Source organism: Hymenobacter daecheongensis DSM 21074, assembly GCF_900141805.1.
Classification (GTDB): Bacteria; Bacteroidota; Bacteroidia; order Cytophagales; family Hymenobacteraceae; genus Hymenobacter; species Hymenobacter daecheongensis.
Genome location: NZ_FQYN01000007.1, coordinates 74,573 through 87,087 on the forward strand (window position 1 = coordinate 74,573; position 12,515 = coordinate 87,087).

Consider the following 12,515-nt stretch of genomic DNA (forward strand, 5'->3'; position numbering starts at 1 on the left):
CGATCTGCCGCGAAGCGCGTACTTTCAGCCCGTCCTGCTCCCCGGAGCAGGACGGGCTTTTTGCTGCCCGATTTTTCACCCGTAGCTCCCGTTCCTATGCCGGCCTTCCCTAACTCCTGTTTTCAGATATCCGTTCTTCTGCTGGGTCTAGCGGCCGGCCCGGGCCTGCTGGGCTGTGCGCGCGTCGTGTCGGCCACCACCAGCGCCGCCGCCGCCGACTGCCTTGTGTACGTGGGCACGAACGTGGCCTCGGAGCAGGAAAATACCATTTACCTTTACCGCCTGCAGGCCGCTACCGGCACGCTCACCAGGCTCGATGCGCAGCCCGGCGGCGCGGCCCCCACCTACCTGACGATGGATGCGGCGCGGCGGCACTTATACGCCGTGAGCGAAACCCAGACGTTTCGGGGCGCGGCCAGCGGCGGCGTGAGTGCCTTTGCCGTGGATAAAAAGACCGGCCACCTCACCCTGCTCAATCAGCAGCCTTCCGGGGGTGGGGCGCCCTGCTACATCAGCCTCGATAGGAGTGAAAAGAACGTGCTGGTGGCCAACTACGTGGGCGGCAATGTGAGTCTGCTGCCCGTGCAGGCCGATGGCCGGCTGGCCCCGGCGGCGTCCGTTCATCAGCACGAGGGCCGCGGCCCGCACCCAAACCAGACGAGCCCGCACGCGCACTGCATTCTGCCCGACCCCTCTAACCAGTTCGCCTTTGCCGTGGATCTGGGCACCGATAACGTGTACGGCTACCGCCTCAACGCCAAGGAGCACCAGCTCGCCCCGGCGGCGGCGCCCGCCTTCACGGCCGCGCCCGGGGCCGGGCCGCGCCACCTCACCTTTCACCCCGATGGCCGCTACGCCTACCTCATCAACGAGCTGAACTCGACCATCACGGCGCTGCAATACCAGGACCGGCAGTACGAAAAAGGCCCCGCTGCCTTCACGGAGCTGCAAACTGTATCGATGCTGCCGGCCGGCTTCACCGGCCCCAATTCCTGCGCCGATGTCCATGTCTCGCCCGATGGCCGGTTCGTGTACGGCTCCAACCGGGGCCACAACAGCCTGGCCGTCTTTGCCATAAACCCCGGCGACGGCCGGCTCACGCTGGTGCAGCACGTCAGTACCCAGGGCCAGACGCCCCGCAACTTCGCCCTCGACCCCAGCGGCCAGCTGCTATTGGTGGCCAATCAAAACTCCAACAACATCTTCACCTACCGCGTCGACCAGGGCACGGGCAAGCTCACGCCCACCGGTCACTCCGTGGAGGTACCCTCGCCGATGTTCCTGCAAGTGGTAAGCGACTTTACACGTTAGGATTTACAGCTGTCATTGCGAGGACGAAGGACGAAGCAATCCGTCCTGGATAATGAGTTGAGCTTTGATAAAGCAGAAAGCCCTGACGCAACCATACGTCAGGGCTTTCTGCTGAAAAGGAGCTTTTTACATTTCAGAGGACGGATTGCTTCGCGTTGCTCGCAATGACAGCGCTTACTCCGTCTTCAAACCCGCCTCTTTCAGCGTCTTAAAGCCGCCGCCGTTCACCACTTTGCGGAAGCCCTGGGCCTGCAGGATAGCGGCAGCCTGGCCGCTGCGGTTGCCGGAGGCGCAGTAAAGCAGGTAGGTTTTGGTCGTATCCAGCCGGGCGGCTTTGGTGGCGAAATCCGGGGCTTTCACGTCCAGATTTTGGGCGTGGCGCAGGTGGCCGGTGGCGTATTCGGCCGGCGTGCGCACGTCGAGGATTACAACCTGGCGCTGCTTTGCCAGCTTCTGCGTGGTGGCCAGGTCGGCCACGGGGAGCTTGGCTTGGGCGGCGGCTGGGGTGGATGTCAAAAGATTGGCCAGCAGGAGGGTAGGGGCGGCGGAAAACAGGAAACGGCGCATGGGGTAGGGGTGTTTTGGGAAATAAGGGTTAGCCGGTCGTGAGTAAAAGTACGGCCCTGCTGAAAAGAACGATCATGCTGAGCGAAGTCGAAGCGGTAGAGATGCTTCGACTTCGCTCAGCATGACGTTCTTCTACTCACGGCCATTCCTTTAAAACAGCGAAGCCTGCTCGCCCTGGCCTGCCGGGCGCGCCGGGGCAGCGAAGGTTTCCGGCTCCGGCGCGGTCGGCGCGGCTGCTTCCAAAGCATCGGCGGCATCGGTAGGTTCCCCCGGTGCCGGAATCATGGCCAGCAAATCGGTTTCCGAGATGATGGGGACTTTCAGCTCGGTGGCTTTTTCGCGCTTGGCGGGGCCCATTTTGTCGCCGGCTACCAAATAGCTGAGCTTCTTGCTGATGGAGCCCGTGATTTTGCCGCCGTTCTGCGTGATTAGCTGCTGCAATTCTTCGCGGCTGTGCTGCTCAAACACGCCCGACAGCACGAACGTGAGGCCCGCCAGCCGGTCGCTCACGGCCTGGGGCGCCTCGCCCGTGAGGGCCAGCTGCACGCCCGCCGCCCGCAGCCGCGCCACCAGCTCCCGGTTGCTCGCGTGCGCCCCCCACGCCGCCAACGACTCGGCAATAACGCCGCCCACCTCGGGCACGGCGGCCAGCTCCGGGGCCGTTGCGGCCAGCATTGCATCTATCGAGCGGTAGTGGGCGGCCAGCTTTTCGGCCACGGTTTCGCCCACGTAGCGGATGCCCAGCCCGAACAGCACCCGATCAAACGACACCTGCTTGCTGGCCTCAATGCCGCTGAGCAGGTTCTGGATGGACTTTTCGCCCAGGCGCTCCAGCCCCGTGAGCTTCTCGGCGTTCAGGTCGTAGATGTCGGCGGGGGTGCGCACCAGGCCCAGCTCGAAGAAGCGGGCCACGGTTTCGGCTCCCAATCCATCAATATTGAGCGCCTTGCGCGACACATAGTGCTCCAGGCGAGCCTTGAGCTGGGGCGGACAGGCCGTGTCGTTGGGGCAGCGGAAATGGGCCTCGCCCTCGGGCCGCACCAGCGCCGTGCCGCAGGCCGGGCACGCGGTGGGGTACTGAATGGGCTGGCTGCCTTCGGGGCGGGCCGTGAGGTCCACGCCGGTGATTTTGGGAATGATTTCGCCGCCTTTCTCCACGAAAACCATGTCGCCCAGGCGCAGGTCGAGGGCCGCAATCTGGTTGGCATTGTGCACCGAGGCCCGCTTCACCACCGTGCCGGCCAGCGCCACCGGCGTGAGCATGGCCACCGGCGTCACGGCCCCGGTGCGGCCCACCTGGTACTGAATCTCATTGAGCCGGGTGCGGCCCGCCTCGGCCGGATACTTGTAGGCAATGGCCCAGCGCGGACTTTTGGCCGTGAAACCCAGCACTTCCTGCTGCTGAAAATCGTCCACCTTCACCACGATGCCATCGGTAGCCACCGGCAGCTCAAAGCGCTTTTTCTCCCAATGATGAATGAAGTCGAGCACCTCGGCCAAGGACGTGCAGCGCCGCCAGGTGTCGGATACGGGCAGGCCCCAGGCTTTCAGGGCTTCCAGCGCGGCGCTGTGCGAGGGAAACACGTTGCGCTCGGGGCTGAGGAAGCTGTAGGCGAAAAAGCGCAGCCGGCGGGCGGCCACCACGGCCGAATCCTGGAGCTTGAGCGTGCCACTGGCCGCGTTGCGGGGGTTGGCTAGCAGGGCCTCGCCGTTCTGCTCCCGCTCCCGGTTCAGGTCCTCGAATACGGGCAGGGGCAGGAAGATTTCGCCGCGCACCTCAAACTCCGGGGGCTGGGGCGGGCCGGCCTCGCGCAGGCGCAGCGGCAGGTTCTTGATGGTGCGCACGTTGCTGGTCACTACGTCGCCGCGGGTGCCGTCGCCGCGCGTGACGCCCTGCGTGAGCTGGCCGTGCTCGTAGGTCAGGCTCATGGCCACGCCGTCGAACTTCATTTCGCAGACGTAGGCCACCTCCGCACCCTCCAGCCCCTTGCGCACCCGCTCGTCGAAGTCGCGCAGGTCGGCTTCCGAGTACGTGTTGCCCAGGCTCAACATGGGGTATTTGTGCAGGGCCGTCGGGAATTGCTTGGTAACGGTGCCGCCCACGCGCTGGGTGGGCGAGTTAGGCAGGGTCAACTCCGGGTGGGCCTTTTCCAGGGCCTGCAGCTCGGCCAGCAGCTGGTCGAATTCCTGGTCCGGGATTTCGGAAACGTCGTTCTGGTAGTACTGATAGTTGAGGTAGTGCAGGCGCTCGGTCAGCGTCTGGATGCGGTGCGGGATGGAATTCTGGTCGGGCATGGGACAAAAATAACCGGCGGCGGGTCAGGGTAGGCAGGGGAAGTAAAAGTTTCCGTGCGCAAGTTCAAGCGCCTGTCCCCAAGCGTCTGTCCCCAACCGTCTGTCATCCTGAGCTTGCGAAGGACCTTCCTCGTAGTTTACTGCAAACCTCTTTCAACGCACAAAGCCCTCTACCGCCGTAACGGTAAAGGGCTTTGCTCATTAAAAAAAGCTTTGCACCGGCGAAGAGGAAGGTCCTTCGCTCTGCTCACGATGACAGTTCCGGGAAGACAGCAGCGGTGCTACTCCTGCACCAGCACGCCATCAGCCTCGAAATTCAGCTGCTCCTCGGGCTTGGTAATGGCCGCAATTTCCTTGGCCGACTTGCCCGCATCCTTGGCGTAGTGCTGCAAGTCGCTCACCGGCACCTGCTCGCGGTGCGCCCAGCCGTTGACGACCACAGTTTTGTCCTTGATGTCTTTGGGCACGAAAAAGGCGTAGTCCTTGAAGCGCACGCGCATCTCGCGCCCATCCAGAGTGGCCATGGTAAGCCAGCAGCCTTTGGCCTGGCACACGCTGCTGGCCGTGCCCACCAGCTTCACCTGCGCCGAATCCTGGGTGCCCAGCACTTTGCCCAGCTCACTCATCGGCAGGGCGCCGTCGGCGGTGATGGCGGCACCGTAGGTTTTGCCGGTGATGGCGGCGGCCTCAGCTTTGGGCGCGGCGGCAGCGGCGGCCGTGGTTTCGGTGGCCGGAGCCGATTGGCAGGCGGCCAGGGAGGCCAGCGTAGCGGCCAGAAAGAGGGTTTGCAGCTTCATACGAGGTAATGAAGGGAGGTTTGAGGTCCCGAAAATACAGATTTTCAGCCAGCTCCCTACTTGCGTCCGGATAGCACGGCCAGCGTGCGGGTTTCGGCCAGCTTACCGTTTTTGCCATAAATCTCCGTCTTCACTACGCCCACCGAAGGCGCATAATAATCGACTACCCGCACGGTGGTGCGGAACGCTACGTCAGTGCGGGCCCTGGTCATCGTCTCGCGCTCCGACTCCACTTTGTAGCACTGAAAGGTGCCGGCCGGGGTTTTCACGGCCGCCGGGCCGCTCACCACCCGCCGCTTGCGCAGCAGCGTGCTCACTTTGGCAATATCGACGGCCGAGCTACGCACCTGCACCTGGGTGCCCCCATCGGGCAGGCGGCTGCCGATGGTGGGCTGGTTGGGCCACGCAATGCTCAGGGGGCTGAAATCGAAGATTCGGTCGCGGAACGACTTCAGGGTTTCGGGGTTGAACTGGGTCAGGCCGTCGGTGAAAGTGGTATCGCGGGAGCAGCGGAAAGTGAGGTCCTGCTGACTGAGCAAGCGGCTTTTGGCATCGTAGAGGCCGCTTTTGAGCAGCACGGTGGTGGTGGCGCGGGTCTTTTTCTTGTTCAGCTCGGAGCCCAGGCGCACCACGCGGTAGCGCAGCTCGCCGGTGGGCTTGCCCTCGCCGCTGGCCAGCCGATACACCAGCTCCATATCATCATGCAGGCCAAATGGGTGGGCGCAGGCGGCTCCGGCAGTCTGGGGCGGGGCGGCGGCGGAACGGGCGGCGGCCGTATCCGGGGTGGGGGCAGTCGGCGGCGGCGTGGTCTGGGCGTGTGCAGCGGTTAGGGCCAGCACGGACAGCAGTACGGATAATTTCATGGCGCGGAAGGAAAGAAGGGGCATGGGGGCACATACGAAGCCGGCCCGGTTTAGATTTTAGGCCCGCCCGGCCGTACCTGGCGGCGGTGGCTGCCGCCAGGGCAAAAGCCCGGCCAACCTGATTTTGCGGCCCCAGGCTACCAACCCGCCGCCCGGCAGCGTAACTTGTGCCGCCCGGACCCGTTTTTTGATAACGCGGTTTTTCGGGCCGTTTCCTCAACCCATTCTCTCCCCACCTTATGGCTGATTCTTCTCAACCCGCCGCCAACTGGGCCGATATGGCCGCCTCGCTGCTCTCCAAGCTCTCGGGCGGCGTCGAGCTTTCCTGCGCCTTCGACCAGATGGAGCTGCAGGTGCCCAACCCCCAGAACCCCACCGCTACGCCCGCCACCTGGCGGCTAAACGGCTCGGTGCGCATTCGCACCCGCGGCGAAAACCCGCCCGCCGCCCCGGCTCCGCAGCTGCCCCCCGCCAATCCGACGACCCTTGGCTAGCGGCCTCGACATTGAGGCGCGGCTGGTCATCAGCTTCGACGGCGACGATATTCAGCTGGCGGGCTCGGGCACTTACCTCATCGTAAACATTCCCAGCCAGCGCGTGCTTGACAAGCTCACGGCCGGCCCGCCCAAGCCGCCCGGCCCGCCCCGCCCCAAGCGCCCCGGCCCCGACCCGATGCAGCAGATAAACGACTTGGCCCGGCAGCTGGGCCTGGTGCTCGATCTGCGGGTGGCGGGCAAAACCTACGTCACTTTCGGCACGGCCCGCACGCCCAAAATCACGCTCAACGCCGTGCTGGGCAAGATTGGGTCGTTTTTTTCGTGATGCTGGACATCAGTAGCGTACCTCTGGCTGGTTTGCAACATTGTTCGGGAATGCAGCCCACAGCCGCGTAGCGGCGACAGGTTTGTAGCATCGACGGCAGCCTAAAAGAACAAGCCGCGTAGCGGTGACAGAAACGCCCGAACGGTTCTGTCACCGCTACGCGGCTTGTTGTTCTCTGCGGCTGCTCTCTACAAACCTGCTGCCGCACTGCGGCTGTGGGGCGCTTTACGCCCGATTCCGGCGGATTCTGTCCCGGCTCCGAATCCGCAATGGATATGGCGCTTTGGGGAATATTTGGGGAAACCAGGAGCGTTGCGCCTACGCTAAAAAAGACCGGAATATTAGCGGTCCGGGCGCGGGTTTTTTGCGTATCAATTCCGGAAGCCAGAAGCGGTGCCGGAAGGACGGGGCGCGGAACTTATGGCTGCCTAATTGGTTTGCCAGAAGTACGTTGCTCTCCCTCTTTCCTCCATGATGAATTCCGACAAAGAACGCAAAGACAGGGTAGGAGCCGGGCAGCCGACCTCCACGTTTTCCCGCATCGAGCGGGTGCCGCCGCTGCTGATGCTACTGTATCTGGGCCTGGCCGGCATCACGGTGCTCTTTGTGATTCTGCTGGCGGCCTACATGCAGACGCGCCACCTGAGCGGCCTGCCCACCGGGCTGCATCCGCTGCCGCGCTATTTCTCCCTCAGCACCATTGTGTTGCTTGCTAGTAGCTACACGCTCAGCCAGGCCGCCCGCATCTACCGCCAGGATGATGTGACGGGCCTGGGGCGCTGCTTGGGCGCTACGCTGCTGCTGGGCTGTGTTTTTGCCGGCTTGCAGGTGCTGGGCTGGCGCGAATTGATGGCCCAGGGCGTGTTTTTCACCGGCGAGGCCAGCGGCACCTACATCTACCTCATTTCGGCCCTGCACGTAGCGCATCTGCTGGGCGGAATGCTGTTTCTGCTCTCCTTGCTTCTGCGCACCCTGCACGCCTCCCGCGACGCGGTACGTAGCCTGGTGTTCATCCGCAACCCCTACCGCCGCCTGCAGCTGCGGATGCTGGGCCTCTACTGGCACTTCATCGATGGCCTCTGGGTGGTGATGTTCACGCTGTTTCTGTTTCTGTATTAATTGCCCAACTGGCTGTGTAATCAGCAGCCCGCATCAAGGTAGCCGCGTAGCGGCGGCAGGTTTGTAGTAACCAGAGCAAGAAGAAAATAAAGCCGCGTAGCGGTGACAGAGCCGTTCGGGCGTTTCTGTCACCGCTACGCGGCTTTGCGTTTAGCTACAACCTTGCAGCCAATCTGCCGCTACTACGATGCGGCGGCTCTCACCGCTACTTACGATGTCCGCGAATTAAGCCGGCGCATCAGCCACGACAACGCGCGTCGTCGCTCCGCTATAGCGAAATCGTCACGGTGCCTTTGAATTTTTTGTCCGTGTATTCAATCAGGTAGAAATACACGCCGGCCGGCAGCCCGCCGCCGTCCCAGCGGAAATTGCGGTCGGTGGTGCGGTAGACCTCGTTGCCCCAGCGGGTGAAGATTTTGATGCTGCTCAGGCGCGACTCGCAGAAGTCGGGCGGCAGCTCGGGCAGCGCGAAGTAGGCGTTCAGCTTGTCGCCGTTGGGGGTAAAGACGTTGGCCGGCAGAAAGGGCGGGGCCACCGGCGGAATAACCTCCAGCCGCACCGTACGCTTCTGGGGCTGGGGCAGGCAGGTGGTTTCCTGCAGCTGAAACGTGACTTCCAGCCCATTCAGCCGCACGGCCTCGCAGTCGGGGTTCCAGCTGAAAGTGGCCGTGGCGCGTCCCGCCCCGTTCTGGGGCACGAAGCGAATGCCTGCCGCCGCCAGGTCGAAGCTTTGGCCCGCGGCCGTGAGCGCCAGTGGGTTAGCGTCGGCATCTATGCCCGTCAGCGTGGCCTCATACACCTCGCCCAGCCGCCGCCGGATGGTGGGTGGCCGCCCGGCCGAATCGGGCGGCAGGGTAGTGGTGAGCACGGGCGGCGCATTGGAGTAGTCAATCTGAATGGGCACCACCAGGCTGGTGGCCTGCCGCTCGTTGCAGGGGCTGGCCGCAGCCGTGAACTCAAACTCGAACACCGGCCGGTTCACCGCCCCGCAATCGACGCGCCAAGTGAATGTGCCGCGGGTTTGCCCGCTGGTGGCGGTCTGGGCCAGCTGCGCGCCAAACGCGGCCGGGGTGAAGCCGCGCCCGCGCATTTCGAGCGTCACCGGGTCGTTGTCGGGGTCAAGGCCGGTGAGCGTGAACGTGACCAGGTCGCCGGGACGGGCGCGCAGCGGCAGCGCGGGGCCGGCGGTAGTAGTCAGGGTGGGGTTGGCGTTGGGGTCGGGCACCGAGGTGAAGGCCACGCGCACCGTGTCGCGCCGGGGCAGGCTGCAGCCGTCGTCGGCCACTATCACATCCAGCAAAAACACTTTGCCGCGCGTGTTCAGACAGTCCGGAAAGCACAGCTGCGACACCAGCGTATCGGGCGCGCCGGCAGCGTGCACCATGCCTTTCAGGATAGAAAACGTGGGCAGCACGCCGGTGTAGTTCACTGGGTTCAGCGACAGACTCAGCGTCGAGCTGGGGTCAGGGTCGGTGAAGCGCAGGCGCAGGCAGCGGTTGCTGCCGGGCGTGAGGCGCAGCGTATCGAGGCCGGCGCGGTAGGGCTGCACCCGGCCCGGCATCTGCACGCTCATGCTGGGCGTGGCATTGCGCGGGCAGTCGAGCACCTGTAGCTGAAAGTCGCGCCGTACCTCGCCAATCTTCACGCCCCGGCGGTATTCCGCGCACTTGATGCTGAACACAAATAAGCCCAGCTGCCGGGGCCGCACCTGCAGCCGGCCCGTGAGGCGCTCAATGCTGAGCGGCGGGCTGCCCGGAATCTGGTTCAGCACGCTCAGGCCGGGCTGCCACTGAACCGGCTCATACGGGGCCGGATCAGCCACCGGAGGCTTGGGCAGGCCCGGCGAAGAGTGGCCGTTGAGCGGCGTGCTCAACTCATACACCAGCGAATCCCGGTCGGCATCCTGGCCCCCGAAGCTGTAGTAAAACAGCTCGTTGCGGCAGGCGTAGTCGCTCAGGGGTGGAAATATCTTGGGCGTGGAGTTGATGAAGGGCTGGCCGTTGCGCACTACGGCCGGAAACTCCAGATAGAACGTCTGGCCCGCGCTGCCGGGGTCCTGAATGTTGCTGATGCCGTTATTGCGGCAGCAGCGCTCCACGGCCGCGTAGTAGCCGCCGGCGCTGGTATACTGGTCGGCCGGCAGGCTGATAAGGGCGGTGTAGATGAGCCGCCGCGTGCTCAGGCTGGGCACCGTGCAGGCAATGTTGGAGTAGGCCACGAACGTGTTGCTGCCCAGCGGCAGCACCACGTTCTGCATCCGGCGGTTGGAGGCCTTCTCAAAAAGGCTGACGGTCATATCCTGATCCAGCGCGCCGGGGTTGCCATTCACGGCATCAAAGTACAGGTTCAGGGAAATCCGGTACTGGCTGCCGGTCACGTGCTGCAGGTCCAGCTCGCCGCCCACGATGTGCGTGGCCCGCACGCCGGTGGCGGCCAGCAGCAACAGCAGCAGGCTCAGGCTTCCCCGCAAAAGCACCCGCGCAAATCCTGGCATCGGTCGTCGGTTTAAAGTCATTTTATTTCTACCGAAAGATACAAACGCCGGAGCGGAACCAGGGTGTGTCGTGGGGAGTTTATCTGGCCGGCTGCGTATCTTGTTGGCCACTTTGGTCGGGGCTGGTGCCGCGGCTTTTTTTATCCTCCTAACTCTTTGCATGAAGCATTTTTTCTACTCGACTATGCTGGGTCTGCTGCTGGCCGCGCCGGCCGTGGCCCAAACCCCCGCGTACCGCCCCAAACCGGCTGACCTGGCCACCGACGCGGCCATCAGCTGCGCCCAGGCCCACCAGAGCGCGGCCCTGCGCCAGCCCGCCGCCACCGTGCGCCACGTTCAGAAGATGGAGCGCTACGACGTGAAGTATTACAAGCTCGACATTGCCCTCGAAAACAACGCCCGCACCGTGGGCGGCTCCGTCCGGATGCAGGCCCGCACCAAAGGCCAGGCCCTGGACTCGCTGGCTTTCGAGCTGTATCCCACCCTCATCATCGACTCGATTGTAGTAAACGGCCGCCGCAGCCCCGGCCTGCGCCGCGCCGCCGGCGACGTGACGGCCCGCCTCGCTCAGAGCGTGCCCGCCAACTCCCTCTTTAACGCCTACATCTACTACCGCGGCACGGCCCCCAACGGCGGCTCGGCGGCCATCGGCAACGCCCTCGATACCGAGTACGAAACCAACTACGGCGTGAATGTGACCTGGAGCCTGAGTGAGCCCTTCAACGCCTATGAGTGGTGGCCCTGCAAACAGGTGCTCACCGATAAAGCCGACTCCACCGACGTGTGGGTGACCACCGCCAGCCTGAACAAAGTGGGCTCCAATGGCGTGCTGGAGCGCATCACGCCACGCCCCAACGGCAAGAGCCGCTACGAGTGGAAGTCGCGCAAGCCCATTGCCTACTACCTGGTTTCGGTGGCCGTGGCCCCGTATATCGAGTATGTGAACTATGCCAACCCCGTCGGCGGCCCGCGCATTCCCATCGTCAACTACCTCTACAACGCCGCCGCCCAGGCCGACTACCAGACCGAAATAGACCGCACGCCCGGCTTCATCGAGAACTTCTCCAGCCTGGTGGGCCTCTATCCGTTTGCCACGGAGAAATACGGCCACGCCATGGCGCCCATCGGCGGCGGCATGGAGCACCAGACCATGACCACGCAGGACGGTTTCGGCTTCACGCTCACGGCCCATGAGCTGTTTCACCAGTGGTTCGGCGACAACGTGACCTGCGCTTCCTGGCAGGATATCTGGCTCAATGAAGGCTTCGCTTCCTACGGCGAATATCTCTCGCTCACGGCCTTCGCCAACTCGGCCCCCTACACTGCCCGCGCCTGGATGGACAACGCTCACGCCAACGTGTTGCAGTCGGTCAGCGGCAGTGTTCGGGTGACGGATACCACCAACGTGGGCCGTATTTTCAGCTCCCGCCTCACCTACAAGAAGGGCGCGGCCGTGGTGCACATGCTGCGCTACCTGCTCCACGACGACGTGAAGTTCTTCCGTGCCCTGCGCACCTTTCAGACCACCTACGGCGGCAGCACGGCCCGCACCAGCGACCTGCAGCGCATCTTCGAGGCCGAAGCCGGCACCTCGCTCACGTATTTCTTTCAGCAGTGGTTCGTGGGCCAGGGCTACCCCATGTTTGCCGTGCGCTGGAATCAGGTGGGCAACAACCTTTTCCTGCGCAATACCGAAACGGTTTCCATGCCCTCGGTCACGCCGTTCTTCGACATGGAGCTGGACTACCGGATTACTTACACCTCGGGCCAGAGCCAGGTGGTGCGCCTGCGCCAGAGCCAGCTGGTTTCGTCGTTCACGGTGCCGGTCACGGGTTCCGTCAGCAGCATCCAGCTCGACCCCGACCAGTGGGTGCTGAACGGCACCGGCAGCATCCTGCGCGACAACACGCTCGTGCTGGCTTCCAAAGCCGCCGCCAAGCTGGCCTCGCTGAATGTGTACCCGAACCCCTGCCGCGAAACGCTGCGCCTGGCCAACCTGACCACCCGCGCCGCCCAGGCCGAAGTGACTGATGCCACCGGCCGCGTGCTGCTGCGCCAGACCGTGAGTGCTGCCCAGCCCCAGCTCGATACCCACGCGCTGGCCTCGGGCCTCTACCATCTGCGCCTCACCTCCGCCGAGGGCGACGTATCCTTGGCCCGCTTCGTGCGCGAGTAGCCGCCCATATTTTTCAATAGCAAAAACGCCCCGTCAGATTCTGACAGGGCGTTTTTGCTTTGTTGAGCAAG

General features: G+C 64.0%; 10 protein-coding genes. 5 read left to right on the top strand and 5 right to left on the bottom strand.

Features of this window, described 5'->3' with window-relative positions:
* Positions 1-96 precede the first annotated feature (96 nt).
* Entirely contained in the window at positions 97-1,311 is a 1,215-nt protein-coding gene (locus BUB62_RS14065) for a lactonase family protein (RefSeq protein WP_084539076.1), read from the top strand.
* Positions 1,312-1,485: 174 nt separating this feature from the next.
* Here BUB62_RS14065 and BUB62_RS14070 read toward each other — a convergent pair whose 3' ends face one another.
* The 4 genes from BUB62_RS14070 to BUB62_RS14085 form a co-directional block, all read right to left on the bottom strand.
* Entirely contained in the window at positions 1,486-1,827 is a 342-nt protein-coding gene (locus BUB62_RS14070) for a rhodanese-like domain-containing protein (RefSeq protein WP_159437469.1), read from the bottom strand.
* A 201-nt stretch (positions 1,828-2,028) separates the two neighbouring features.
* Positions 2,029-4,173, bottom strand: a complete 2,145-nt coding sequence (gene ligA, locus BUB62_RS14075; RefSeq protein ID WP_073111115.1) for an NAD-dependent DNA ligase LigA — start codon at positions 4,171-4,173, stop codon at positions 2,029-2,031.
* Positions 4,174-4,454: 281 nt separating this feature from the next.
* Entirely contained in the window at positions 4,455-4,970 is a 516-nt protein-coding gene (locus BUB62_RS14080; RefSeq protein WP_073111116.1) for a DUF4920 domain-containing protein, read from the bottom strand.
* Positions 4,971-5,026: 56 nt separating this feature from the next.
* On the bottom strand, positions 5,027-5,833 hold the full coding sequence (locus BUB62_RS14085) for a TapB family protein (RefSeq protein ID WP_073111118.1): 807 nt from the start codon (positions 5,831-5,833) through the stop codon (positions 5,027-5,029).
* 239 nt (positions 5,834-6,072) lie between these two features.
* On the opposite strand from BUB62_RS14085, the gene BUB62_RS14090 reads away from it, so the two are divergent.
* From BUB62_RS14090 to BUB62_RS14100, 3 genes are all read left to right on the top strand, one after another.
* On the top strand, positions 6,073-6,327 hold the full coding sequence (locus BUB62_RS14090; RefSeq protein WP_073111119.1) for a hypothetical protein: 255 nt from the start codon (positions 6,073-6,075) through the stop codon (positions 6,325-6,327).
* Positions 6,320-6,655: a hypothetical protein gene (locus BUB62_RS14095; protein ID WP_073111121.1), complete on the top strand. Its 336-nt coding sequence runs from the start codon at positions 6,320-6,322 to the stop codon at positions 6,653-6,655. The genes BUB62_RS14090 and BUB62_RS14095 overlap by 8 nt, the downstream gene beginning before the upstream one ends.
* Before the next feature lie 471 nt (positions 6,656-7,126).
* Complete coding sequence (locus BUB62_RS14100) at positions 7,127-7,774, top strand: cytochrome c oxidase subunit 3 (RefSeq protein WP_234988731.1); 648 nt, start codon at positions 7,127-7,129, stop codon at positions 7,772-7,774.
* Positions 7,775-8,042: 268 nt separating this feature from the next.
* Here BUB62_RS14100 and BUB62_RS14105 read toward each other — a convergent pair whose 3' ends face one another.
* A complete protein-coding gene (locus BUB62_RS14105) occupies positions 8,043-10,268 on the bottom strand; it encodes a T9SS type B sorting domain-containing protein (RefSeq protein ID WP_159437470.1) in 2,226 nt (741 codons plus the stop codon).
* Between the two features lie 160 nt (positions 10,269-10,428).
* Between BUB62_RS14105 and BUB62_RS18765 the strand changes: the two genes are divergently transcribed.
* The gene (locus BUB62_RS18765; protein ID WP_073111125.1) at positions 10,429-12,444 is read left to right on the top strand and encodes a M1 family metallopeptidase; all 2,016 of its coding nucleotides are present in this window, start codon (positions 10,429-10,431) and stop codon (positions 12,442-12,444) included.
* Positions 12,445-12,515: the final 71 nt, after the last annotated feature.

What these genes read in the sequence shown, in the direction of transcription:
- BUB62_RS14065 (WP_084539076.1), top strand. Translation starts at nt 97, where the DNA reads ATGCCGGCCTTCCCTAACTCCTGTTTTCAGATATCCGTTCTTCTGCTG.
- ligA (WP_073111115.1), bottom strand. Translation starts at nt 4,173, where the DNA reads ATGCCCGACCAGAATTCCATCCCGCACCGCATCCAGACGCTGACCGAG.
- BUB62_RS14080 (WP_073111116.1), bottom strand. Translation starts at nt 4,970, where the DNA reads ATGAAGCTGCAAACCCTCTTTCTGGCCGCTACGCTGGCCTCCCTGGCC.
- BUB62_RS14085 (WP_073111118.1), bottom strand. Translation starts at nt 5,833, where the DNA reads ATGAAATTATCCGTACTGCTGTCCGTGCTGGCCCTAACCGCTGCACAC.
- BUB62_RS14090 (WP_073111119.1), top strand. Translation starts at nt 6,073, where the DNA reads ATGGCTGATTCTTCTCAACCCGCCGCCAACTGGGCCGATATGGCCGCC.
- BUB62_RS14100 (WP_234988731.1), top strand. Translation starts at nt 7,127, where the DNA reads ATGATGAATTCCGACAAAGAACGCAAAGACAGGGTAGGAGCCGGGCAG.
- BUB62_RS14105 (WP_159437470.1), bottom strand. Translation starts at nt 10,268, where the DNA reads ATGCCAGGATTTGCGCGGGTGCTTTTGCGGGGAAGCCTGAGCCTGCTG.
- BUB62_RS18765 (WP_073111125.1), top strand. Translation starts at nt 10,429, where the DNA reads ATGAAGCATTTTTTCTACTCGACTATGCTGGGTCTGCTGCTGGCCGCG.